This window comes from uncultured Nostoc sp. (assembly GCF_937863485.1).
In the GTDB taxonomy this organism is placed as follows: domain Bacteria; phylum Cyanobacteriota; class Cyanobacteriia; order Cyanobacteriales; family Nostocaceae; genus Nostoc.
In genome coordinates, this window is sequence record NZ_CALMFY010000131.1 from 37,544 (window position 1) to 62,203 (window position 24,660).

Below are 24,660 nucleotides of genomic sequence, written 5' to 3' on the forward strand. Positions count from 1 at the left end.
AGCGCAAACTGAATTGGTTTACAAGCTACTGTGATGGAAATGGGGCATTGGGGAGCCACTACTGAACGCGAATGTGTCTCCCTTAGGAGTAGACGGATTTCGCTTATCTAGTTGGCGTTCGGGCAATGCCCAACTTGTACTCCTTTGGAGAACCCGTAGTGTAGCAACTGGCGTCATGGGGGTATGAGCGTTTGTTATGAATTTGATTTACTTTGTTTTGCGTTCTTCTTGGGGGATGGTAGTGATCGCGATCGCTACCGGATTTCTGAGTGGCGGTAGTAGTGCTGGCTTGATTGCCCTAATTAGCCGTACTGCTAGTAGCAGTTCCGCTTCCCGGCTGACATCCATAACTTGGGGTTTTGCGGGGCTGGCAATAGTTGCACTGATTACCAGTATCATTTCCCAAGTGATGCTGATTCGCCTTTCTCAGAATGCTGTTTTGCAATTACGGATGCGTTTGAGTCGCCAAATTCTCGCTTCTGAGTTGAGTCATCTAGAACGCTTAGGGAATCCTCGATTATTGGCAACTCTAACAGAAGATATTCAGGCGGTTGCCAATGCTGTTTATCAGCTGCCTTTCATCTTTATTAATCTAGCGATCGTCTTGGGTTGCATAGCGTATATAACTTGGCTCTCTTGGTTAGTACTGCTGATGGTTTGTGGTGTTACAGTAGTAGCAATCACTAGTTGTCAGTGGCTACTCAACAGAGGCGGGAAATTGCTAGCCCTAGCTCGTGAAGATGAAGACCATCTGTTTAAACATTTTCGCACCATTACCGAAGGAGTCAAGGAACTCAAGCTAAATTATCGGCGGCGTCAAGACTTTTTAGAAGAAAAACTGCAATCAACTGCTAACGAATTTCGTGATCACAACGTTAACGGTCTAACACTTTTTGCCATAACTTCAAGCTGGGGTCAACTCGTATTCTTTTTTGCCCTTGGTTTTGTCCTGTTCGCGTTACCCCATCTGCTTACCATCAATCCCCAAACTCTCTCTGGTTACATTTTGACCTTGACTTATTTGGTGTTACCAATGGATAACATCATCAGCAAACTTCCTCTATTAAGCAAAGCCAGCATTGCCTTGCAAAAAATAGAGTCACTGGGTTTATCTCTAGCTAGTCGAACTGAAATATCGACTGTTCCACCTGCCCTTAAATCGGACTGGCACAGCTTAAAATTTAAAAGTGTTACCCACACTTACTACACAGATCAAGAAGACAATAGCTTTATCTTTGGCCCCATCGACTTGACATTTTATCCTGAAGAATTAGTCTTTATTGTTGGCGGGAATGGTAGTGGTAAATCTACATTAGCGAAACTAATTACTGGACTTTACATCCCTGAAAACGGCGAAATTTGGTTTGATAGTGAGTTAATTAGCGAACAAAACCGAGAATGGTATCGCCAGCATTTTTCCGTGGTATTTTCCGACTTTTATTTATTTGAAGAACTTTTAGGATTAAAAAATTCTAACTTAGATACTCAAGCAACACAATATTTAAAACAACTACAACTAGACCATAAAGTTAAAGTTGAAAATGGGCAACTTTCCACCACTGCACTTTCTCAAGGACAACGGAAACGACTAGCCTTACTCACAGCCTACTTGGAAGATCGACCAATTTATCTATTTGATGAGTGGGCAGCTGATCAAGATCCAATATTCAAAGAAATATTTTATACTAAACTACTCCCAGAACTGCGATCGCGGGGTAAAACAGTGCTGGTGATTAGCCACGACGATCGCTATTTTCATTTAGCAAACCGAATTATCAAACTTGATTATGGACAGATAGAGTACGACAAAACTTAACCCAAGCGGATTGGGGTAAACGACTTACTTATTTGATTTATGAGAATTGCAACTTCAAGCTCCCCAACAACTTTTAATAAGTCGGAGAGCTTCTTTCTCACGAATGATTTAGAATTGCTATAGTTTTTTCAAGTTAAAATCTGAAGGTAGTCCGGAGCCAAGCAACTACACTATCAGGATTGTCAGCATCAAAGTCTGGTGCAGTAATCCATATTACACCGGGCGTGATCGCAATATTGTCACTAAGTTGATATTGGTAAAAGCCCTCAATATGTAAGGAGGTATCTTTGTCTACTTGACCAAGGCCCGCTCCTAAATTGATGTTCCTACTTAGAGTAGTCAACTTTGGCTCCATGCCCACAAAAATGCCTCCCAAACTACCTTTGCTAAATAAATCGGGAAACGATAGTCCGGCACCCCAGTCCCAGACTTCTGCATCACCCCTCCCTAAGTAACGGTGCGCGGAATAACCTACCCATCCATTTACTGCCACAGATGGACTAATCCGATAAAACGCTTCTGCACCATAAGTATTCGCTAAAGTTCCTGTTCCAGCCACTGTGCTGTTTGCTAAGTTACTGCCGATGACTGGGCCGAAGTTTGTGCCACTTAGACCTGTAGTGTTTGGTGGACTATAAGTATTGGCGTAAGTCAAAGCTATCCGGAAATTATTCTTGGCGCCGCTGTATAGTAATTGTCCTAGAGCTACATACCTGCCTGCAAATAAGCCATTATTCTCTGTAGGATTGTTACCGTTAATCGAGGTGTACTCCAATCCTAATTGAAATTGTTTACTAAAATCATGGAGAATGGCAATTCCGGCTCCGGTATCTCCGTAGTCATAGACCATATTTCGCCGCGAATATCGTGAGATCCCATTCGCTGCTGACCCCTCAAAATACGGGTTGATGGTTCCACTCAAGCCTAGTTCAAAGGCTCCATCAGATTGAGCAAAAACATTAATTGCAGTATTACTACCAGCTAAAAAACGATAGCGCAGTCCAGAGAGGAAAAATTGATTGTTGGGGAAAAGTGGACTGGCGTAATCAGAAGTTTTACCATCATTAGTTCCAAGTGTTCCACTTCTTGTTCCTCCGGAAGCGGTAATATTTCCTCCTGTGAGTGCTATCCGCAGTTGATCTGTACCGGTGAAACTGGTGTTTAAGCGCAAAATAAGCCGGTCTTGAAATGTGAAGATGTGAGGTGCGGGTTGCTTGGTGACGACGTTATTGCCTGCTACAATTCCTCCAATCACAGTCTCAAGTTCACCAACAAGTTTAGTTGTAGTGGAAAACTGCTGTGCTTGAAGAGTCGCTGTTCTTGCTTCCAACGAATCCACTTTCCCCCGCAGTTCGGCCAGTTCTGGCCCAAATTGACTTTGGAGTTTTTGCAATGTTTCTAAATCTTCTTTTCTCAGCAGATCGCTAGTTCCTGCACTTACCAACTCATTGATTCGATCCAGCGCTGCATTTAGTCCAGCCGCAAACTCGTAACGAGTCATTGCCCGATCACCTTGAAAGGTTTGATTGGGGTAGCCTGCAATTACCCCATACCGTTCCACTAAAGATTGCAAGGCTTGAAACGCCCAATCAGTAGGTTTGACATCTGATAACTGCGAAACAGAAGTTACCTGTTCTTTTGCTGTATTATCATCTGGCGATCGCACTTGATGTCTGCTGACTGTGGGATCGGTAGTCTTAAAAGTAGGTAATGGTTTAGGTGAGAGTAATTGTGAAAGAGGTGTAACCTTCTCAACCACATAATTGTTGCGATCACGAAAAAATACAGGTGATTGCCCAGAAGCAGGAACAAGGGTGGTATCACTCACAGTAGATGCAACAGATTCAGGTATATTAGCCTGACTTTTTGCAGGATTAATAACTGAGATAATTGAAATATTTACCAACAAAAGTAAGCACAATCTAAACTTTGAATTCCAGCAAACAATCGACATGACTCCTCAACCTTAAAAGTGAAATAACTGACTAAAAATTGAACAGCAAAAGCCGCAGAAATATTTATCACAATACTTCTACTTAAATGCCAGATTATTTACTAGCAAATATCTAGCTGGCTATATATCTGAAATTTCAGAGTCTCAAACCAGCAATCCAGTGATTGAATATGAAAGGAAAGAAAATCGCATCCGATTATTTTTTATTTAAATACTGTAACCCGATAGGCTTACGGTACTTTAGCAACCTATTTTTGCATAGAGATTTATAAAATGCAAGTATCGTCACTTTAGAACAGTAAATTTTAATTCAAGATTTGCCATGCCCAAATTGCCAGGATCGTGCTTGTAAAAAGGTGCGTTGCCTGATATTACACAGCACTATTTTGCGATCATTCTGGCAGCAAACAAGACTAAGGTGGTTACTTTGCGTCTGAAAGGTAAATAACACTAGTACCGCAAGGCGGAAGTCAAAAGTCAAAAGTATTATGGAAGGGCTTTTTAGGGTTTTTAAATGGTTGCTCTATTTACGCCGTGTTGTATTAGTAGCTGTAACCCGCAAAATAATCGCTTTCCCTAACAACACAGACATTGTTAATAGTGATGTTTATAATGTCAATTGCTGTTTAAAAGTTAACTGTATACCTTATCTCTATGTCATTCTTGTGTCATTCTTGTGTCATTCTTATGTCAGAATAATTCTCTTCTGTAACAGCAAAAAATTGTCAGGCTTTTATCAAGTCATATCTTCTGCCGCGCTAGTCGCCAAAAATTAAAAAAAATTAACTCAACTTTAAAGGCCAGCAGAACAGAGTTATTCCACTTCGCTGATTACAGAAAATCAGGTAATCGCTTTGAGGCTTGGAAAATAAATCAAACCAGAATGCTGATTTTTTGGTTGGTCCTTAACCTTGGTTTTGGTCAAAACTAATTTAGATGCGATCGCCCTGCTTGTCTCTCCCATCAGGACAATCGTCTTTACTAGCAAGCGCATTCACATTTTTGACACAATTATGTAATAGGTTTGTCAAAACCATGTGTTATACATAGTGAACACAATATCAATTAATTATATAAGGCAGGTAATTCCTGTCTTTTCTTATAAATACTTTGGGTACAATCAAGTAATATTGTCACATTTTTGACATTAGCTCATCATAGTGCCAAGACAAAGTGCAGTTTTTAATTTATTAACTGGGGTTTTTGTCAAGAGTCACCTAATTTTGGATTTTGGATTTTGGATTTTAGATTCTGGAATTAACCTCTCCTTATAAAGAAGAGGCTTGTAATGATGATTTTTTGTTTTTATCTCCGTGAACGGAGAGGCTTGTAACATGAGTTAGATTCTAGATTTTAATTCCATTATCCAAACATCGTAACATCGTAAATTGTCTCGGTCATTTATATGCGCTTCCCCTGAGCCGAGCAACACCATTACAAGTGTCTATAGCAAAAATTCAACATTTCAACAGTCATCGATTAAGAAGTTTATACAGCAATCTGGAATCAAACGCGCAGAAAATTTTGAGCGTTTTTCTTGAGTGAATAGCAAAGCGATCGCTAAAGTAATTATTCAGAGACATCACCACAGCCTATTCTCTGGCAATAACTATATCGTTGGACTTAATAACGGCATAAGCCTCTTTCCCCTCAGACAAATCCAACTCTTCTACCGATACTCTGGTGATAATCGAAGTTAACTCAACTTTGTGAACAATCTCCAGCGTCACCTCACTATTAACGGCTCCAGTGACAACTCGTTTAACAATACCCTTGAGAATATTGCGGGAGCTAACTTTGAGTGGTTTCTTTTGAATACTAATTTCTATCTCAGGCTGTTGAGCGTAGATATCTTCCTCTTTTGTGTTTATGGTAGGTTGCGAGTTGGATGATGAAGAGTGTTGATTAAGACCACGTACCAGTTCCCGGAGAATCTCAGTCTTAGTTCGCTGAGACTGGCCGCAGAACTCTTCCAAAATCTTCCGCTCCTCTTCTGAGGTTTGGAATGTGACCCACCCTTGTTCTTTTTTAGGCATAAATTTACTGATATAGTTGGGAAAATATTGGTATTATTGTTATTCTATCTAGCATCAATTTTAGAAAAAAACCACTCTAGCACCTTTTTTATGAAAAGAAGACAAATTCTTGGCTTGCTGGGTATGGCAGTTGCAGGCTTGCTTCTGGCAATTGGCTTACCATTGGTTACTCCTTCTCCTGTAATAGCACAGTCAAACACCAGCATACTCGTGTCCGCAGCCGCCAGCTTAAAAGAGACACTAGAAGAAATTAAGCCTCTATACCAACAAACTAAATCAAATATCAACATTACTTATAATTTTGGGGCTTCTGGTGCCTTACAGCAACAGATTGAGCAAGGTGCGCCAGCAGATATCTTTATTTCTGCTGGCAAAAAACAAGTGGATGCTTTAGAAGAAAAAGGACTTTTAGTACCAGGTAGCCGTACTAACCTGGCAAATAACCGTCTAGTCTTGATTGTGGCTCAGGATGTTGTTGGCATCAGCAGCTTCTACAATTTAACAGATAGTAAGATTAAAAAAATTGCGATCGGTGAACCCAGGAGTGTACCTGCTGGGCAATATGGAGAGCAAGTCTTAAAGAAATTGAAACTTTATGATCGAGTCAAGTCCAAATTGGTCTTTGCTAACAATGTGCGGCAAGTCTTGGCAGCAGTAGAAAGTGGTAACGCCGAAGCTGGTTTAGTTTATGCCACTGACGCCAAAATCTCCAACAAAGTAAAAGTTGTAGTCGCTGCTGACGATAAGTTTCACTCACCGATTGTCTATCCAATGGCAGTAATTAAAGGCAGTAAAAATATTCCCGCAGCCAAAGAGTTTATCGAGTTTTTATCTGGCAGTGAAGTCAAGACTGTACTCAAAAAACATGGGTTTATTGTAAGTTAGTTAAAAGTCAAAAACCCTTTTATTCTGAGTAGAAAATGTGTAGGGTGTGTTAGCGATCGCGTAACACACCGAAAGCATCCTTAATAGTACGTTAGGAATGTAACGCACCCTACAAAAGTTACACTTTATTGAAAAATCCATTAGAGGACTTTTCAAATATCCTCTTAGGCTAATCGTCTAAGAAGCTGCGGACTGTAATTTTTCTAGTCGTGCCAGCACTTCTGAACTGTGAATGCTTGGGTTGACTTTCACAAAAGTCTCGCGCAAGATGCCCTGAGGATCGATGAGAAAACTGTGGCGCATCGATAAGAAACCGAGCCACGAACCGTAAGCTTTACTCACTGATCCATCAGTGTCAGCCAACAGCGGGAATTTTAGTCCCTCTGAATCACAAAATTTGGCGTGAGAATCAATGTCATCAGCACTTACGCCAATAATCTGGGCGTTTTTTTCGAGGTATTGCGGTAAGTCTTGCTGAAAACGACGAGCCTCTATAGTACAACCAGACGTAAAGTCTTTAGGATAAAAGTAGAGGACTAACCACTTACCGCGCAAGTCAGAGAGGGAAATTTTGCCATCCCCTGTATTGGTTGGCAAAGTAAACTCTGGTGCGGATTGATTAATTGCAGGAAGTTTACCACCAAGAGCATCAGCAGCAGGGGTAAAATTCAGCCAGCTGATCACAGAAATACAGCTGACAAATAATATGCTTAAAAAAGTGCGGCGGGAAATCATAGTGCAAACCAGAATTACAACTTTACACAAGTTTACAATTCTTGGTTGCTATTAGTCTCGCTCTGAGTGAGATTCGGAAGGAGTATCTGTACTTTCGATGTATTGGCTATCTAGGAGAAAGGCTCCCTTAGCGAAGCGAATACCCCAATATCCACCGGGACGGCGGTCAATGACTATACCTTCCTCGCCAATGTGAATCACATCGGGGGGGCGCAGCATGGGCATAGGTTCAGCAGTTTTGACGTAGGACGGTAGTGCCACAACCCGGACTTTACTACCAATAGGGAATTCTTTAGACATTTTGAAACAGCTAGGAGTTATGAGTTATATGATGTCCGGCAAATCACCCGTAATATGTCATTGCGACTGAAACGACGCAATCACAGGGTTTTTGGGATTGCTTCCCTTCTCTATGAGACGCTCCTCGAACGCTCGCAATGACGGTTATTTAAGCGGACTTGATATTAATCAAAACTCATAACTCCTAACTTTTACTAGAGGTTATCCAATTTTCTATTTTGGTGTGAAGAAAGAGGGAAAGGAAAAGGGGAAAAAATTTCATCCCTTTTCCTGATCTTCTGCAAGAAGTCTATTAATTTTTGATTATGGAAAACAATGCCTAGACATCAGTCAAGGCTACGGCCACAGTAATTATGGTTACTAAGTATCTGGGTCAAAGCCCCAGACTTATTAACTATTTTTTGAAAGATTATTATTGAGGATTGCCTTGTTGACGGCGCGAAGGGGCATTTTGACGGAATTGCTCTATTTTTTGCTGCTGTTCAGGGGTTAAGACTGCTTGAATTTGTTGTTTCTCAGACTCCCGGATTTGTCGGATTTGGGTTTTCTGTATTTCACTCAGATTTAAGTCAGCAAAATCACCTTTTCCACGACCATGATGCTGACCTGGTTGCCGTTGACCTTGACCAGTTTGTCCCTGAGCCTTACGCGCTTGCCACTCAGCCCGACGCGCTTGTTTCGCTGCCTCTAACTTGGCCTTTTGTTCTGGGGTGAAAACTGCCTCCATTTTGGTACGGCTATCGCGGCGAATTGCCTGAATTTGGGTTTTTTGGGCATCTGTTAGATTCAAGTCTTTCCAAGGGCCCCTTTCTTTTTGTGGACTTTGTGCAAGTAACACGGGTGAAGGAGAGGCTGTTTGAGCATCAACAGCAAAGGAGGTTGCAGTTAAAGTTAAGGCGATCGCTCCAGCGACTAGCGATAATGCTTTGAGTTTCATTACTTATTTGGTGGTTTTTTCCTGGTTGGATGTCACCATCATAAGAACTTATCTTCAGTAGTCACATGAGGAGAAAGTCATGGTTTTACCCATGACTTTAGTCATGATGGAATTTTAACAAATTTGACTGACAATAAATAATTAGGGGTTAAGAGTTAGAAGTGAGAAGTTATGAATAATGCAGATTTTGATTATGATTAATTTATAAATCCTTATTTAGCGTATTATATAATTTTTTAGACATTGCACTTACACTTAATTGCTCATTCAGCGATAGATTTGAGCATCTGCTGAAGTTTTAATCGTCGGATGCCGCTCAAAAGTTCTGAACTCCTAACTCCTAATTCATAACTCATCTTTCATAACTTGAATGAAGCGACTAATGAATCGTCCAATTGAAATTAAGAAACATCCTTTTCCATCTCTGCTTTATCTGGAGTGGATACTACTAGCAATCACTGCATTGACAGCAGTTATACCACCTCCGTTACGGCGATTTCCTCACAAACCTCCAGAACTATCAATTTGTGATATATTTCCAGACTTATCAATTTGCAATCTCTTGCCAGAACTGTCAATTTATAGTTTGATTATTTTTGCCTTAATGGGCTTAAGATTACCCAAAAATAACCAGATAACTAAGGTAATCTACACAGTAATTGAAATTTTATTGATTTTAACAACTGGACTTTTTGGTGAAAGATTTGCTCGCCTTTTCCCCGTTCTTTACATAATTTTAGTTACTCGCAGTTGCTTAATTTTTAAGTTACCTGGACGTTTATTCATTACAACTTTATCATTTACCTTATTTTTAGTTACTACACAGCTAAAATACCAGTTATTCAATTATCAAGCATCACCACAAGCACAAGAACGAGATCGTTTTTTTAGCTGGAATTGGTCGCTAACATTTGGCTTAAGTTTAGTTTTTGTGTTGTTGATGATGAATGCAGTATTATCTGAACGGCACAGTCGAGAAAAGCTAGCGATCGCTAATGAAAAACTCCGTCAATATGCCATGCAAATTGAAAATCAAGCTACCTTGGAAGAACGTAACCGCATTGCTCGTGAAATTCATGATTCATTAGGACATTCTCTAACTGCTTTAAATCTGCAATTAGAAACTGCTTTAAAATTGTGGCAATCTAATCCAGGTAAGGCAGAAACATTTCTAGCAACAGCAAAAGAATTAGGTTCAAAAGCGTTAAAAGATGTCCGTCAATCTGTTTCTACTATGCGTTTTAATCCCTTACAAGAGCAATCTTTAGAACGTGCGATCGCTAATCTTTCAGAAAGTTTTCATCGCTCCAATGGCATTTTACCAATTTATCAAATCAATCTGGAATCTTCTCTCCCACCTGAAATCAATACCGCTATTTACCGAATTACTCAAGAATCGTTGACAAATATATCTAAATATGCATTAGCAACAGAGGTGAAACTAGAACTTACTGAAATCAGAGGAAATTTACGATTGATAATTCAGGATAATGGTAGAGGTTTTGATTTAAGGCAAAATACTACTGGTTATGGACTTCATAGTATGCGCGATCGCACTTTAGCACTTGGAGGTGAGTTTAATATTAATAGCGTTCCTGGTTCTGGTTGCAAAATTACAGTTAATATTCCTTTAACAAGGTTGACATGATGATTAAAGTGTTGTTGGTAGATGACCAAGGTTTAATTCGTCAAGGATTAAGAGTGTTATTAGAATTAGAACCAGATTTAGAGATAGTGGGAGAAGCAGAAAACGGTGAACAGGCGATTAATTTGGTTGCTAAATTTCAGCCAGATGTAGTATTGCTGGATATCAGAATGCCAATTATGGATGGAGTTGCAGCTACGCGAGAAATTCAAAAACGTTTTGCAAAAACTAAAATTTTAGTATTGACGACTTTTGATGATGATGAATATGTGTCAGCAGCCTTACAAAATGGGGCAATGGGTTATTTATTAAAAGATACGCCCTCAGAAGAATTAGCTGTTGCTATTCGTGCCGTTTATAAAGGATATACTCAATTGGGCCCAGGTATAGTTAAAAAACTATTGACTCAGTTTTCTCATGTTGCACTAACCCAATCACCGCCTGTACCATCTAGTTTAGCTGAACTTACTCCTAGAGAAAAAGAGGTTTTGCGGTTAATTGCTACAGGCGCTAGTAACCGAGAAATTGCCCAGCAACTCTACATTTCTGAGGGGACTGTGAAAAATCATGTTACAAATATTTTAAACAGGTTAAATTTGCGCGATCGCACTCAAGCTGCGATTTGGGCAAATACATATTTATCCTATTTGAATGAACCAAGTTAAATAATTCGTAATGATGTTCCTACGTTACTAACGCTGCGCTAACGTAATTCTTCACCGAGCTACTTATACAACTGAAAAATCATAACTTACGTATTGATAAAACAGATAAAAAATGCATTGAATAAATCAGGAAAAAGCAGGCGATCACTCATCACCTTAAGCAGACTGCTCGTTAAGCTTGAAGCTAAAACTGTGTGGTGGACAGAAACATAATACAAGCGTAGTATAAAGATTAGTCTTGATTACGCTTAATTGTTTTATGGAAGTGATTTTGGGTGATATCACAAAGCTAGAAGTTGATGCCATCGTCAATGCTGCAAATACTAGTCTGCTTGGGGGTAGTGGTGTAGATGGAGCGATACACAAGGCATCTGGATCAGACCTAGTTGATGAGTGTAGGTCACTTAGAGGATGTAAGATTGGCGATGCTAAACTAACCAAAGGATATCGCTTGCCTGCAAGCTTCATCATTCATACCGTAGGCCCAGTATGGCGAGGAGGTAATTACGGAGAACCTGAACTTCTAGCTCAGTGTTACTATAAATGTATGCAAATTGCCGCAGATAAAGAGTTTAATAGTTTGGCATTTCCTTGCATTAGTACTGGCATTTATAAATATCCTAAAGCTTTAGCAGCTGAGGTGGCAGTGAAAATATGCGATGAACAACTACAAAAGAATGGTCGTCCACAAAGAATAATTTTTTGCTGCTATGACCCAGAAAACTATGGAATATATACAAATATTTTAGGATTTACGCATTGACATAAGTAAATTAATATTGGTTAGATAAATTACTTTGACGTCGCAAATTCACTAAGGATAACACTTACTTTGGAAGATTTTCCGACTTAAGCAAAGTGTCAGTGGTACAGAGAGAAAAAACGATATATTTGGAGTTACTTTGAAAAGACTATTCCTATAAGTTTTTTGATAGGCATAAAATCTTCTGAGTTTCTATAAGCTGAGGTTAACATAAGGATAATGATTAATAATATCGTATTTCTAATGCTATAACTGGGAATTAAGATTAGTTAATGGTCGAATATGTTACTGAGCAGACAAGAAACAGAATTTTACTTAACAGACCTGGAAACACCATTAGGGAAAGCGATTAATTTAACACTTGCTGCGATGGTGCTATTATCATCAGGAATTTTTGTAGCAGAAACTTATAATATTCCTGATTCTGTGCGGTTTCAATTGCATGTAGCCGATACTGCGATCGTTATCATCTTTGCGGTGGAATATTCACTCCGTCTGTGGAGTGCAGAAAATAAAATTAAGTATATTTTTAGCTTTTATTCGATTATTGACTTAATGGCGATTTTGCCATTCTTTCTAAGAATGGTGGATATCAGCTTTATCCGCCTACTACGATGGTTTCGGATTTTACGATTAATCAGATTTATAGATAGAAAATTTTTATTCGCCACTATCAGCACCGAAGATGGCATGATTTTTGTGCGAATCTTATTTACATTATTTGCAATTGTTTTTATTTATTCTGGCTTAATTTATCAAGTAGAACATCCGGTTAATCCTCAAAATTACAGGACATTTTTTGATGCATTTTATTTCTCTGTTGTCACAATGACAACTGTGGGATTTGGCGATGTTATTCCAATTTCTGAATTAGGGCGTTTGCTAACAGTACTGATGATTTTCACAGGAATTGCGCTGATTCCTTGGCAAGTGGGAGATTTAATTAAGCGAGTGGTGAAAACCGCTAATCAAGTAGAAACAGTTTGTTCAGGTTGTGGTTTGGCTTTCCACGATGTAGATGCTGGGTTTTGTAAAAGGTGCGGTACTAAGTTACCTAGTCGCAGGGTTGATTGAGAGAGTAAGTGGTGGCGCTGACGGCGCGTAATTTTAGTGTGTGCTACAAAGTTCAGACGCGATGAATCGCCAAGCAGCGATCGCAATTTGGTTTCGGTTATCAGAGCGAAACTCACGCTAAAATAATCATTCTCCGGTAGCCGCTCAGGAAAGAGAATATAACCAATGCCTAACCTCAACCTTATTTCAGAATATAAAAGCTTTGGTGGCAAACTCGGCTTTTATAGTCATCCCTCCTCAACCTGTAACGGTGAAATGCGCTTTGCTGTTTATCAACCACCACAAGCAACTCAACAACCTGTGCCGATTCTCTATTTCCTCTCTGGTTTAACTTGCACTGAAGAAAATTTTATGGTGAAGGCGGGGGCGCAGCGCTACGCAGCTGAGTATGGTTTGATGCTGGTTGTGCCAGATACTAGTCCTCGGAACACAGGTATTCCTGGTGAAGATGATGATTGGGACTTTGGTACAGGTGCGGGCTTTTATGTTGATGCTACAGAAGAACCGTGGGATCAGCATTACCAAATGTATAGTTATATCGTCCAGGAATTACCTGCTTTAATTACCGCAAACTTCCCCACGCAACCGGAGAGACAAGGTATTTTCGGTCATTCAATGGGGGGACACGGGGCGCTTGTCTGTGCGATGAAAAACCCAGAACTCTACAAATCAGTATCAGCCTTTGCACCTATCACTGCACCCATGCGTTGTCCTTGGGGACAAAAAGCGTTCAGTCGTTATCTTGGCAGCAATCAAGAAAGTTGGCGTGCTTATGATGCTAGCGAATTAGTCAAACAAGTAGGATATCACAGTCCAATTTTTATTGACCAAGGAACTGCTGATAAATTTTTAGTTGAGCAATTACTACCAGAGGTGTTTGAACAAGCTTGTGCAGATGTTAACCAGCCGCTAAATTTGCGTTACCAAGAAGGCTATGACCACAGTTTTTATTTCATAGCCAGTTTTATTGAAGATCATATGCGCCACCATGCGATCGCTTTATGAATTACAGCAGTTTTCATCTATTTCAACTACCTTCAGCATATCTGCTTATTGACATTAGTAGTGCTATCTTAAATTACTACGAATGTATTTATTACTAAAGGAGAAGAACTTATGAAACTTGGCTCGCTCACTTTATCGTTCATACCAGTAGCATTGCTGAGTTTGGGGTTAGATATGACAAAGGCAAATGCTCAAATTACTTTTCCTTTTGAGGCTACTTACAACACACAAAGCGTTTTTGAACCGATTCAAGATGCTGTGTTTAAGTCAACTGTAATAGGTGAAAGTACTGATGCGCCTTATGGTTTGACTAATTTTATAAGAATGGATTATATCCAAAGGAATGATAATACAGGAGTGGAATCAATAGTTAAAGATGCTACAGAGTTTGGTATAAAAGGATTACCAATTCTTATTGAGACATTTTTTGGTAGCGGTAACGATAAATTATTTGCAAGCACTAGTAGTACTGCTATACGTAACGTTAAAGATTTTACGGCATTGATTTCCGGCACTACAACTATTGTCGGTGGAGTAGGCAATTTTCAAGGTGCAACAGGGACTTTAACGCTTTCGGAGAACGTGACTTTCAATCCGAATGCAACAACGGAACCTCGCACTACAGGTACAGCCGTCTTAAGTGGTTCCTTTACAGTTCCTCAAAGAGTTCCGGAAGCCGGAAATACTACAACATTGGTAGGTATAGGAATAATTGGTGCTAGTTTATTGTTGCGTCAACGCTGGAAAATAATTTCAAGACTTACGCATTGACAGTAATCTGACTATAGCAATCCGATTTGATTTTTGAAAAAATCTAAATATATGTAGGGTGTGTTATCGCGTAGCGTAACGCACCTAGAATCAGAGGTGGTGCGTTAGCCTTTGGCATAACGCACCCTACGTATATTTCAAAAATCAAATATCAGTCCTATATATGCATTCAAGTCCATCTTTTGTTCAAAGTGATTAGGAATAAGAATTAAATAACATACAATTTTTGTCCCTGACTTACCTCACCCTCAATTCCTCTCCTATATATTGGAGAGGGAAGCAAGATACAGGATGAAGTTTTGCATTTTATCTAATCCACGTTCCTTAGCGATCGCATATTTTTTCTGGTTTACCCTACTTCACTTGTTGTCTAATTTGTCAATGCGTAAGTTCTGAATTTATAAGTAGTCTAAACTTCAGTCATGAATTGCTTTTACAAAAATCATCCGATTTTGCTAAAACAAACTATTTTGTCAATTAAGCAGTCACAATATCAGGCGAGTCAATCGCTGCTACACTGCCAGCATCTACCAAGGCTTGGTATACCATCGCCGCTACCTCAGCGCGTGTAGCATCGCGGGTAGGATTAAGTTGTTTGAGGTTCGGGTGATTGACGATAATCCCCTTGTTTATAGCTTTTACTACCTCATCCTTGGCATATTCAGGAATCTTTGCTTGGTCATCAAAAGCTTTGATAGTTGCTGTACTATCACCAGATAACTTCAATCCATTCACCAGTGAGACAATCACTTGCACACGCTGGATATTTTTGTTGGGGCCAAAGGTATTGTCAGGAAAACCAGAGAGAAATAAACCTTGATATGCCTGCTGAATTACCTTGGATGCCCAGAAGTCTGCTGGTACATCTTTGAATTTGTTTATGGTGCGGTTTGGCGATGGGTTGAAAGCTTTTACCAATAATGCCGCGTATTGCGCCCGTGTCATCGTCGCATCGGGTTTAAATGTGCGATCGGGAAAACCATTAACTATCCCCAATTTGACTAATTCCCGAATAAACCCACCTGCCCAATGATTACTAATATCGGTTAATTCGATACTAGGAGTGGGCGTGGGTGTTGGCACAGGAGTAGGGGTAGGCGTGGGCACAGGAGTAGGCGTGGGCGTGGGCACAGGAGTGGGCGTGGGCACAGGAGTGGGCGTCGTGGGCACAGGAGTGGGCGTGGGTGTGGGTGTTGGCACAGGAGTAGGTGTAGGAACTGAACTATCTGCAAACTCTACGTTTCCCGTAACTTTAGACGCATTTATTTTATTTCCCACAGAAACCAGCTTGTTGGAACTGGCATTTTGCAAATCAAATTTACCGTTATTTTGTAGAGTATTGCCGCCTGGATTATTAGTACTGCCGATATCCGGTAGGGCACTTCCAATTACTGTGATCCCATCGTCAGTGTTATTCTCACTGACATTGTTACGCAATACAGGACGAGTACTGCCAGAGATCACAATTCCAGAACGGTTTTCGGAAATTTTGTTATCTCGAAGGGTGGGTGATGCAGTATCACTAATAGCAATGCCAAAACCTGTTTTGAAGAAGGTATTACCCTGAATTTGACCTTTGGAATTTTTAGCGATCGCAATTCCATTGGCTGCATTTTCACTGAACACATTACTTAGAATAACTGGGTTAGCATCGCCTGTAGCAAATACTCCCTCCCGCTTACAGTTAGTGAAGGTGCTATTAGCAACAGTAGGGGCAGTTGATTCAATCCAGACACCACTACCACGGCTAGCCAGATTTGTTACAGTTATCCCCCTGAGTTCAGCTTTATCCAGCAGCACAAATGTGACATTCTGAGCAGCAAAAGTACGGCTTAGATAGCTACCACTCCCTTCAATCAAAATGCCATTTCCTTTATTGGTTTCATTACCCACAACTGTCACCCCAGATGCAACCGTTAGCGGAAAGACTTCCCCGCTAGCTGCATTATAATTTCCATCTGCCAGTTGAATTTTAGTATTATCTGTAGCTACCTTGAGGGCTTGGGTAATAGTTTTGAACGGGGCTTGTTGGCTACCAAGGTTGGTATTGCTACCTGATACTGGATTTACGTAAAAAATCTGAGCCATATTTATACTTCCAAAAAATACATAGCTATCTTAGCGCTAACCATGAAAGTGAGTAGCAGTTGATGCATTAAGTTACTTAAAGTACTTGTCACTGCAAAGTTAAAAAATTATGCCAGTGCTTTTGGTTTTATTAGTACTCGACAACTCAAAATTGCTGGGTGAGGGTGGAGAATAGTGAATGTTGAGTGAGGAGTAGCCCTGCCAAGGTGACATGATCTCGTTCCCATGCAGAGCATGGCAATGCCCATCTAGAGGCTCTGCCTGGCATCTTCAGGTCGCATCCAACTCCTCATGGCTAATCTGTGCCAGTGTCGTTGGGTTGGCAATTTTATACCCATGTTCAACGTTTCTGAATTGTTTGCAAATAATGTGTTCTCAATTCGGAAGTGGTTTACAGGTTGCTACAGCTATTAATTGATTGTGGCACTCCCCAAATTTTAATTGTTCTATCAATGCTATAACTAGCAATGAACTCACGATCGCTACTCATGGCAACATAACCAATTGGTGCTGTATGCCCCTGCAATGTGCATAATTTTCTGTTCATTGCCAAATCCCAAACAACTATTTCGTAATTGTCTGTACAGTAGATTAAAACTCTACCATCTAAACTCATAAGGCAAGGAGCAACACCCGAAGATGTATAGAGAATGCGATCACTGATCAATTCCCATACACACACTTCGTCTTGCCGGATTCCGCAAGCCAAAATTTGCCCATCAAGGCGATTTGCAAGTGAATTCACTGTCAGAGCAGGTAAATTATCTAATGTTTGAAAAAGTTCTCCTGTTTCGGTATTCCAGAGTTGTAGCTTATTCTGCAATCTCTGCTTGAAACGTGCAACCAAGAACTTTCCATCAGGGGTGAAAAAAAGGGGTGTAGTTAACCAAAGGTTTAGCTTTGATTGATTCCATGAATTATCATAAGGAATCAAAACTACATCTTGAAATTGATGATAGAGGCGACGAGTATATGTTTCATAATCCCAAATCTCTAACTCTCCTGTTCTGCCTTGAGTATACCCAGTAGCAACTAATGGCTTTTTAGTTGGGCAGACAGCCAAGCAATGAGGATGGGGTAGAACAGTATGAATAAGGTTATCGGGAAAAGTTCCAATATTTTCTTGTGTTTCTGTATCTAGTGCCCAAAGTACGTCCTGAAAGCTAATGATACTCACCCTGCCGCTTTTTCCTAAAGCAAATTCATGAGCCATACCCAACCCAAAATCTTTCTTGCTTTGTCCTATTTCTAAATGCCAGATATTAACGAAAGATCCCTTATAATATATATCCCAATAGCAAATTAGGGTATTATTGTAGTCTGCGATCGCAAAATAATATGGATGATGTTGTTCAGGATTGTAGCAATCAAGATTAAATTCCTTTAATGTATGCAGGCATTGCATTTTTGCAAAGGGTAGATGATTCCATAGCGCTTGTCCGGCAGTAACTTCACTGCTATCAGACAATAGGAGCAAAGCTGATTGTCGAACTTCTCTGATTTCATTATCTAATGCTTGTACAACTAACTCAATTCCTTTGTGCCCAGATTGGAATGCTTCTAAAAGAGCATCTACCTTTTGTTTTGTAGAAACTACCTTGCAAACGATATCTAATGCTATCTAAGCCATTTATTAGTTGACTGGAAGAAGAGAGCAGTTCATTTTCTCTGATAATGTTACTGTTTTCTTTGGGATTTTCAGGAATCATCTTGTAAACACTAAATGGCAAGGAGTATCTGGAGTTTTTATAGCAAAGGAAAAAACTATAACTTTCTCATAATAATTAATATTTAATTAATGACCTAATTATTAGATTTCCAACAACCCAGGCGGTGGTGTAATTTCAATGCGACCAGATGGCAAGTCTACCACTGGTGCGATCGCTTCCACAAATGGAATCAAAACAGTCTTTTGCTTTTTGTCAGTAGCAAATGATTCATGCAACTTCACTTCTAACAAATCATTCCCCGCAGGAATGATATCTACCACCGTACCAACGAGTTCGCCAGATGCTTGCATGAAGACTTCCAACCCAATCAAATCGAGGACATGATATTCATCTTCGCCTAATTGGGGGCGATCGCTTGCTGGCACCATTAACTTACAACCGCGCAACGCCTCCGCCTGATCGCAATTTTCCACACCAGCTAATTTGAGCACATATAAGTTTTTATTACTTATATAACGTCCTGTCAATAATTCGATTGGTTGTGGTTCTGTGTCACCTGAACGCAACAACCAACGTTTTCCTGGCACCTCAAATCTTTCGGGGAAGTCAGATACAGGATAAACCCGTAATTCTCCAGATAATCCTTGAGGGGCAACAATCTTACCAATTTCTAGCCAATCATCTGATTTGGGCATGGGGCATGGGGCATTGAGGAAAGAATTCTTATAACTCCTGTACAGACGCGATTAATCGCGTCTCTACCCCTAATCAGGCACTCACAACTGCACGCTGATAAGCTTCTTCAGCGACTTTTGCTAAACGTTGCATACCAGTGGCAATCTCCTCATCGCTGCCTGTAAGGCTGATGCGGACGCATTGTTGCTTATGTGCCCACTCTTCCTCTAAACCGGGGAAGAAGGTACTTCCAGGGACAACAATCACACCTACTTGCTTGAGGCGTTGATAAAATTCCCAGTCAGTGATGGGTAGATCCTCTAACCACAACCAAGCAAAAATTGCTCCTTCACCACGATGCAGGAACCAAGGTAAATTCTTGGGCATCGCTTGTTCTAAGCTGGTTTCTAAAACGGTAAATTTATTTTGATAAAAGGGACGGATGACAGTGTGAGAAATTTCCACTAATGCACCAGAATTGATTGCAAAAGCAGCGATCGCTTGGCCGTAACGTGAAGAATGGAGACTCATATTTGCTTGGAAACACTCCAACGCCTCAATCCACTTTTCATTTCCAATGGCAATACCAATCCTTTCTCCTGGTAATCCCGCTTTTGATAAACTCATGCAGTGTAAGATATTATCACCAAACACTGGTGTCATTTCGGTAAAGTTCAATGCTGGGAAGGGAGGCGCATAAGCCGAGTCAATTAACACGGGCAGATTGTAAGGTGCAGCCAGGGCAACAATCTTTTTCACCTCATCATCAGTGAGGACATTGCCAGTGGGATTACAGGGGCGAGAGAAGAGGACACAACCCGTGTTTTCTGTAATCGACAGTTGGCTGAAGTCGGGGCGATATTTAAATCGGTGATTAGCTGCATCAATATCAAGAGTCGGTTTGTGGGCGATTAGGGCTTTTGGAACTAAGCAGATACCACCGTAACCTGTGTAGTCAGGACAGAGGGGCAAAACAATTTGTTTTAACTCGCCGCTGGGAGTGTAGCCAGCGAAGGCATTCGCAGCGTAGAAGTAGAGGGTTTGACTGCCGGGGGTAATCAGGATATTGCGATCGCTCAAGTTTAACCCGTAGCGTTTGTTAAAATCATTGACGATCGCTTCAACAAATGGTCCATAGCCCTGACTTGACCCGTAGCGACAAACTACCTCACCATATTCTGGGCTAGCGAGAAGCTGTGCAGTACAATCCCGCCATAACTGCTCTACCTCTGGCAAAATCAACGGATTACCAGCACTCAAATTAATAAACTCCTGCCCTGCACCCGCTTGTAATGTCTCGATAATATCTTTCATGATTGCTCTTACGCCAGTCAGGTTGGACATTTGAGCGCCAATTTGAGTTAGGTCAGGATTCATAAGCTGTGACAAAATATATTAATTGAGGGGTGGACAAAATATTTGGGGGTTGCTGCTGACATCAAGTTTACATCGTTGTCAAAACAGCTGTTGCCGCCTTTAACCAATTTAGCTACAGAATGATATTTTAACAAAGTGATATTTATCGTTATAGCGGCGATCATGCTTACTAAATACGATGAAGTGATGCAAAAGTGGATCATGCGCTCAATATATTTAAGTGAAATAATCGCCGTGCTTCAGTACTCGGAAGAAAGTCAAAAAACTATATAGGAGGGCTGACGTTGCAAGTTAAAGCAGCAGTAGCTTACAGCGCAGGTAAGCCGTTGACAATTGAAACCGTTCAACTATCAAGGCCACAAGCCGGCGAAGTGTTAGTTGAGGTTAAAGCCAGCGGAGTTTGCCACACCGACGCCTTTACCTTATCTGGTAACGATCCCGAAGGTTTGTTTCCGGCAATTTTGGGACATGAAGGTGCTGGTGTGGTAGTAGAGGTAGGCGCTGGTGTCACTAGCCTCAAACCAGGGGATCACGTGATTCCCCTCTACACTCCCGAATGCCGTCAGTGCGAATATTGCCTGAGTTTCAAAACAAATCTTTGTCAAGCTATTCGCCTAACTCAAGCCCGCGGTGTCATGCCCGATGGCACCAGTCGCTTTAGTATCGATGGGCAGATGATTCATCATTACATGGGTACATCCACTTTTGCCAACTATACAGTGCTGCCGGAAATAGCCCTAGCAAAAATTCGGGAAGACGCCCCATTTGATAAAGTTTGTTACATTGGCTGTGGTGTGACTACTGGTGTTGGTGCAGTCATTAATACTGCCAAGGTGGAACCGGGAGCAAATGTCGTGGTTTTCGGCTTGGGTGGTATTGGCTTAAATGTCATCCAAGCGGCGCGGATGGTGGGAGCGAATATGATTGTCGGGGTGGATCTTAATCCCAGCAAATGCGCCTTGGCAGAAAAGTTTGGCATGACGCACTTTGTCAATCCCCAGGAAGTAGAGGGTGATTTAGTTCCCTATCTGGTTGATTTAACAAAAGGCGGTGCTGATTACAGTTTTGAATGTATCGGTAATGTCAAAGTTATGCGTCAAGCATTAGAATGTTGCCATAAAGGTTGGGGCGTCAGCGTGGTTATTGGTGTTGCTGGTGCTGGACAGGAAATTAGTACTCGTCCTTTTCAATTAGTAACTGGGCGTGTTTGGAAAGGTTCGGCATTCGGTGGCGCTAGAGGACGTACAGATGTGCCGAAAATTGTTGATTGGTATATGGAAGGTAAGATAAACATTGATGATTTGATTACCCATGTGATGCCCATTGAGCAAATTAATGATGCTTTTGAATTGATGCATAAAGGTGAATCAATTCGCAGTGTGGTGACTTTTTAGCTGTTAGATTCAACGCTTTTTCTCAAAACAGAATTAACTGTAAGAGCGAACAGATGTAATTCATGTCAACTTCTGCCAGAACACGAGAGAAAATTCTCGTTTCCAGCCTCTGGCTGGAAATGCATTAAGAGCGGTGCCGTCAATTCATGAGGCAAAGCCTCACAACACGCATTCCCAGCCAGAGTCTGGGAACGAAAGAAATTCTCCGAGTTTGGGAACGAGAGAAATTATCAAATGCTTATCAGACTAGGCTTTAACCTGAAGTTGACACCAATCCACATCTATGCACTTTACTATAATTAGGGAAAGTTCACCAGGTTTTGAACCCACTATGCAGACACCACAAACCGGACAACCTGCGGTAAACCTGATGCCAAACCTTTACGAAAATGATTTTTATACTTGGACTCAAGAACAGGCTAACCTTCTGCGTCATCAACAATGGAACCAGCTTGACTTGCCCAATTTAATTGAGGAAATCGAATCTTTGGGAAGAAAGGAACGCCAAGAATTGAGAAATCGTCTTAGTATATTAGTTGGACATTTGCTCAAATGGGAATATCAACTAAAGCAACGGAGTCGTAGTTGGTTAGCGACAATTAGAGTCCAACGACGGGAAATTCTCAAGTTGATAAGCGAAAATCTTAGCCTAAAGCCTTGCCTTGAAGAAGCACTCCAGGAATCCTATGAAAACGGTAGGGATTTAGCATCGGGAGAAACAAATCTACCACTCTCAACTTTTCCCAAGCAATGCTTATATCCTTTTGAGGAAATTCTGAGCGATCGCTTTTATCCGGGTGAGCCTGCGACAAATGATTTAATGGATTGACTTTTCTCCGGTTTTACGACGCAAGTAGCAAAATTTCTTAACTTGATAATACTTCATCAAAGTATCGATCAATTTCTGCCGTAAGTCTGTCAAAGTCCACTGGCTTGGTCAAGTGGCATTTAAAACCAGCCTGAAGCGCAAGTTCCCTATCCTCTTGGCTACCGTAGCCGGTGAGCGCAATCAGAATTGAGCGAGTAAATTTGGAGTCTTTACTCAGTTCCTGTGCAACGGCGAATCCATCCATCTCAGGAAGTCCGATATCACAAATAATCACATGAGGCTCAAACTCTCTTGCAGTTTGTACCCCTGAAATTCCATTGTTGGCAATGGAAACTTCATGCCCGAAGTACTCAAGCACTGCTTTTAATGTTACGGCTGAATCGTCATTATCTTCGATGACTAAAATCTTTAACGATTTATTAGCTGCCTCTATAATCTCTAGGTCATTGTCCAAGGCTGTAATCTCTTCGCATACAGGGAGAGTGACTTTGAATTCTGCTCCCAAATTGATCCCTCTACTTGAGGCTTCAACATGACCACCATGAAGTTCGACAAGACTTTTGACTACCGATAGTCCCAAACCTAGCCCGCCCCTCGAACGGTCTAAGCTGCGATCGGCCTGGGTAAACGGCTCGAAGAGTTCTGGTAAGATTGTCGGGTCTATCCCTATGCCTGAGTCTCTTACAGATAAGACCGCTATACTACCTGAGCCATTCTCACCTGGAATCAATGAGAGATCCACCCAGATCGTCCCATCTGGCTTTGAAAACTTTAAGGCGTTCTCAAGAAGGTTCCGAAAGACTTGGAAGAAGCGGGTGGAGTCAACATCAGCCCACACAGGCGTGTTTGGCAGGTCTTGTACTACGGTAAGGTTGGATCTCTTTATTACTTGTGCATGGTCATTGAGACTCTGGCGAACCAAATCTACCAGATTAAACTTCTCAAGATTTAATGAAATCTTCCCGTAAGTGATGGACGATACGTCGAGCAGCTCATCGATCAACTTCGAGAGGTGCTTAATCTGGTGTTGCATCATTAAGACTGTTTCCCCGACTGCGCCAGTCTCGCCCAGCTTCAACTTAAGAAGCTGAACCCCGTTCGAGATCGGGGCAACAGGATTTCTCAGCTCGTGAGCTAGCATCGCAATGAATTTGTCTTTAAGCGCGTTTTGGTTCGTAAGTTTCTGGATAAGTTGAACGTTCGATATCGCAACTGCCGTAGTGTCGGTCAAAATCTCAAGCAGTTCTATTTCTTCGGGCGTGGCTCGGTGTCGTGTACTCCAGTAGGCTCCGATCGCACCCAGTGGATCAGAAATCCGTATGGGAACCATCACTAAACTATTGACAAAAGTCACTTTATAGGCATCAAGAGGAATTCGAGCATCCTGGTAAATGTCCTCAATCACGGCTGCTTGTTTATTGAGCATTGCCCAACCGGAGATGCAAGATTTGAGTGGAAAACGCATACCTTTCCAAAGTGGGCCGATGGCGTTTTCATCAACATAGTGGCAACATTCACCATCCCGCAGTACAAAAGTTACTCCATCAGCATTCGTGAGATCCCGAGCCGCCAAACGCACAATCTCAATAATTTCCTCAATAGTCCGCACACTAGCCAAATCCTTCACAACCGAAAGTAGCCTATTGTAAGACGAAATGCTATAGCTCTGATGCGAATTCTGTTCTTGAGAGATGGAGGTTTGTAATATATTTTTCATAAAGAACTCCGAACAAAAGGGAAGTCTGGGTAAAAACTTAGGTAAAGCGGGTAGGTTTCAGCAGACACATAATCTTAATCGTAATCTTAACTTTGATGTTAAAAGTACGACCTGTTACCGCATTTTTTGTTCTCCTCTTTATGAGTATAAATATCTTTAAGGCTGCTGGGTAAATATTCAGTATTTACGTAGGAATAATCCAACTTCTACTGTTTAATATAGCGAGTGAATGTAGTTAGTAAACTCGTTATTTAAACGTATCATTTGCGAGAAAATGCAACATGTGTCATCGATAGCGTTTGCGTAGTGTTTCCAAGAGTTGCT

At 41.1% G+C, this 24,660-nt stretch carries 20 protein-coding genes; 10 read left to right on the plus strand and 10 right to left on the minus strand.

Annotated features, from left to right (window positions below; translation table 11 throughout):
- Positions 1–196: 196 nt before the first annotated feature.
- Positions 197–1,816, plus strand: coding sequence for a cyclic peptide export ABC transporter (locus Q0541_RS17530; RefSeq protein WP_298912636.1), 1,620 nt, complete (start codon positions 197–199; stop codon positions 1,814–1,816).
- Between the two features lie 133 nt (positions 1,817–1,949).
- Here Q0541_RS17530 and Q0541_RS17535 read toward each other — a convergent pair whose 3' ends face one another.
- On the minus strand, positions 1,950–3,770 hold the full coding sequence (locus tag Q0541_RS17535) for an iron uptake porin (RefSeq protein ID WP_298912639.1): 1,821 nt from the start codon (positions 3,768–3,770) through the stop codon (positions 1,950–1,952).
- Positions 3,771–5,362: 1,592 nt separating this feature from the next.
- Positions 5,363–5,806, minus strand: coding sequence for a molybdopterin-binding protein (locus Q0541_RS17540; protein ID WP_298912643.1), 444 nt, complete (start codon positions 5,804–5,806; stop codon positions 5,363–5,365).
- Between the two features lie 90 nt (positions 5,807–5,896).
- Here Q0541_RS17540 and modA point away from each other — a divergent pair, with 90 nt between their 5' ends.
- A complete protein-coding gene (gene modA / locus Q0541_RS17545; RefSeq protein WP_298912646.1) occupies positions 5,897–6,691 on the plus strand; it encodes a molybdate ABC transporter substrate-binding protein in 795 nt (264 codons plus the stop codon).
- 177 nt (positions 6,692–6,868) lie between these two features.
- On the opposite strand, the gene Q0541_RS17550 is transcribed toward modA, so the two are convergent.
- The 3 genes from Q0541_RS17550 to Q0541_RS17560 all read right to left on the minus strand — a co-directional run bounded on the left by Q0541_RS17550 (position 6,869) and on the right by Q0541_RS17560 (position 8,663).
- On the minus strand, positions 6,869–7,426 hold the full coding sequence (locus Q0541_RS17550) for a peroxiredoxin (RefSeq protein WP_298912649.1): 558 nt from the start codon (positions 7,424–7,426) through the stop codon (positions 6,869–6,871).
- 51 nt (positions 7,427–7,477) lie between these two features.
- Entirely contained in the window at positions 7,478–7,726 is a 249-nt protein-coding gene (gene sipA / locus Q0541_RS17555; RefSeq protein WP_298912652.1) for a regulatory protein SipA, read from the minus strand.
- Between the two features lie 412 nt (positions 7,727–8,138).
- Positions 8,139–8,663 carry a P pilus assembly/Cpx signaling pathway, periplasmic inhibitor/zinc-resistance associated protein gene (locus tag Q0541_RS17560; protein ID WP_298912655.1) on the minus strand — a complete coding sequence of 175 codons (525 nt, stop codon included), beginning with the start codon at positions 8,661–8,663 and terminating at the stop codon, positions 8,139–8,141.
- A gap of 382 nt (positions 8,664–9,045) precedes the next feature.
- Here Q0541_RS17560 and Q0541_RS17565 point away from each other — a divergent pair, with 382 nt between their 5' ends.
- The 6 genes from Q0541_RS17565 to Q0541_RS17590 all read left to right on the plus strand — a co-directional run bounded on the left by Q0541_RS17565 (position 9,046) and on the right by Q0541_RS17590 (position 14,586).
- Positions 9,046–10,311: a sensor histidine kinase gene (locus tag Q0541_RS17565; RefSeq protein ID WP_298912658.1), complete on the plus strand. Its 1,266-nt coding sequence runs from the start codon at positions 9,046–9,048 to the stop codon at positions 10,309–10,311.
- The gene (locus Q0541_RS17570; RefSeq protein ID WP_298912740.1) at positions 10,311–10,973 is read left to right on the plus strand and encodes a response regulator transcription factor; all 663 of its coding nucleotides are present in this window, start codon (positions 10,311–10,313) and stop codon (positions 10,971–10,973) included. Before Q0541_RS17565 ends, Q0541_RS17570 begins: the two co-directional genes overlap by 1 nt.
- Positions 10,974–11,238: 265 nt before the next feature.
- Complete coding sequence (locus tag Q0541_RS17575; protein ID WP_298912743.1) at positions 11,239–11,736, plus strand: O-acetyl-ADP-ribose deacetylase; 498 nt, start codon at positions 11,239–11,241, stop codon at positions 11,734–11,736.
- A 282-nt stretch (positions 11,737–12,018) separates the two neighbouring features.
- Complete coding sequence (locus tag Q0541_RS17580; RefSeq protein WP_298912661.1) at positions 12,019–12,810, plus strand: ion transporter; 792 nt, start codon at positions 12,019–12,021, stop codon at positions 12,808–12,810.
- 165 nt (positions 12,811–12,975) lie between these two features.
- The gene (gene fghA, locus Q0541_RS17585; RefSeq protein ID WP_298912664.1) at positions 12,976–13,815 is read left to right on the plus strand and encodes an S-formylglutathione hydrolase; all 840 of its coding nucleotides are present in this window, start codon (positions 12,976–12,978) and stop codon (positions 13,813–13,815) included.
- 111 nt (positions 13,816–13,926) lie between these two features.
- Positions 13,927–14,586, plus strand: a complete 660-nt coding sequence (locus tag Q0541_RS17590; RefSeq protein ID WP_298912667.1) for a hypothetical protein — start codon at positions 13,927–13,929, stop codon at positions 14,584–14,586.
- A 477-nt stretch (positions 14,587–15,063) separates the two neighbouring features.
- On the opposite strand, the gene Q0541_RS17595 is transcribed toward Q0541_RS17590, so the two are convergent.
- The 4 genes from Q0541_RS17595 to Q0541_RS17610 all read right to left on the minus strand — a co-directional run bounded on the left by Q0541_RS17595 (position 15,064) and on the right by Q0541_RS17610 (position 20,396).
- Positions 15,064–16,674 carry a DUF1565 domain-containing protein gene (locus tag Q0541_RS17595; protein WP_298912671.1) on the minus strand — a complete coding sequence of 537 codons (1,611 nt, stop codon included), beginning with the start codon at positions 16,672–16,674 and terminating at the stop codon, positions 15,064–15,066.
- Positions 16,675–17,065: 391 nt separating this feature from the next.
- Positions 17,066–18,151, minus strand: a complete 1,086-nt coding sequence (locus Q0541_RS17600; RefSeq protein WP_298912674.1) for a hypothetical protein — start codon at positions 18,149–18,151, stop codon at positions 17,066–17,068.
- 333 nt (positions 18,152–18,484) lie between these two features.
- Positions 18,485–19,084: a ribosome maturation factor RimM gene (gene rimM / locus Q0541_RS17605; RefSeq protein ID WP_298912746.1), complete on the minus strand. Its 600-nt coding sequence runs from the start codon at positions 19,082–19,084 to the stop codon at positions 18,485–18,487.
- Between the two features lie 28 nt (positions 19,085–19,112).
- Positions 19,113–20,396, minus strand: a complete 1,284-nt coding sequence (locus Q0541_RS17610) for a valine--pyruvate transaminase (protein ID WP_298912677.1) — start codon at positions 20,394–20,396, stop codon at positions 19,113–19,115.
- Between the two features lie 284 nt (positions 20,397–20,680).
- On the opposite strand from Q0541_RS17610, the gene Q0541_RS17615 reads away from it, so the two are divergent.
- Together Q0541_RS17615 and Q0541_RS17620 are read left to right on the plus strand one after the other, a co-directional pair.
- Positions 20,681–21,790: an S-(hydroxymethyl)glutathione dehydrogenase/class III alcohol dehydrogenase gene (locus tag Q0541_RS17615; RefSeq protein ID WP_298912680.1), complete on the plus strand. Its 1,110-nt coding sequence runs from the start codon at positions 20,681–20,683 to the stop codon at positions 21,788–21,790.
- A 331-nt stretch (positions 21,791–22,121) separates the two neighbouring features.
- A complete protein-coding gene (locus Q0541_RS17620) occupies positions 22,122–22,619 on the plus strand; it encodes a DUF29 domain-containing protein (protein ID WP_298912749.1) in 498 nt (165 codons plus the stop codon).
- A 37-nt stretch (positions 22,620–22,656) separates the two neighbouring features.
- Here Q0541_RS17620 and Q0541_RS17625 read toward each other — a convergent pair whose 3' ends face one another.
- Positions 22,657–24,336: an ATP-binding protein gene (locus tag Q0541_RS17625; RefSeq protein ID WP_298912683.1), complete on the minus strand. Its 1,680-nt coding sequence runs from the start codon at positions 24,334–24,336 to the stop codon at positions 22,657–22,659.
- Between the last annotated feature and the right edge of the window lie 324 nt (positions 24,337–24,660).

Coding starts and splice junctions, on each gene's coding strand:
- Q0541_RS17530 (WP_298912636.1), top strand. CDS start 197: ATGAATTTGATTTACTTTGTTTTGCGTTCTTCTTGGGGGATGGTAGTG.
- Q0541_RS17535 (WP_298912639.1), bottom strand. CDS start 3,770: ATGTCGATTGTTTGCTGGAATTCAAAGTTTAGATTGTGCTTACTTTTG.
- Q0541_RS17540 (WP_298912643.1), bottom strand. CDS start 5,806: ATGCCTAAAAAAGAACAAGGGTGGGTCACATTCCAAACCTCAGAAGAG.
- modA (WP_298912646.1), top strand. CDS start 5,897: ATGAAAAGAAGACAAATTCTTGGCTTGCTGGGTATGGCAGTTGCAGGC.
- Q0541_RS17550 (WP_298912649.1), bottom strand. CDS start 7,426: ATGATTTCCCGCCGCACTTTTTTAAGCATATTATTTGTCAGCTGTATT.
- sipA (WP_298912652.1), bottom strand. CDS start 7,726: ATGTCTAAAGAATTCCCTATTGGTAGTAAAGTCCGGGTTGTGGCACTA.
- Q0541_RS17560 (WP_298912655.1), bottom strand. CDS start 8,663: ATGAAACTCAAAGCATTATCGCTAGTCGCTGGAGCGATCGCCTTAACT.
- Q0541_RS17565 (WP_298912658.1), top strand. CDS start 9,046: ATGAATCGTCCAATTGAAATTAAGAAACATCCTTTTCCATCTCTGCTT.
- Q0541_RS17570 (WP_298912740.1), top strand. CDS start 10,311: ATGATTAAAGTGTTGTTGGTAGATGACCAAGGTTTAATTCGTCAAGGA.
- Q0541_RS17580 (WP_298912661.1), top strand. CDS start 12,019: ATGTTACTGAGCAGACAAGAAACAGAATTTTACTTAACAGACCTGGAA.
- fghA (WP_298912664.1), top strand. CDS start 12,976: ATGCCTAACCTCAACCTTATTTCAGAATATAAAAGCTTTGGTGGCAAA.
- Q0541_RS17590 (WP_298912667.1), top strand. CDS start 13,927: ATGAAACTTGGCTCGCTCACTTTATCGTTCATACCAGTAGCATTGCTG.
- Q0541_RS17595 (WP_298912671.1), bottom strand. CDS start 16,674: ATGGCTCAGATTTTTTACGTAAATCCAGTATCAGGTAGCAATACCAAC.
- Q0541_RS17610 (WP_298912677.1), bottom strand. CDS start 20,396: ATGAATCCTGACCTAACTCAAATTGGCGCTCAAATGTCCAACCTGACT.
- Q0541_RS17620 (WP_298912749.1), top strand. CDS start 22,122: ATGCAGACACCACAAACCGGACAACCTGCGGTAAACCTGATGCCAAAC.
- Q0541_RS17625 (WP_298912683.1), bottom strand. CDS start 24,336: ATGAAAAATATATTACAAACCTCCATCTCTCAAGAACAGAATTCGCAT.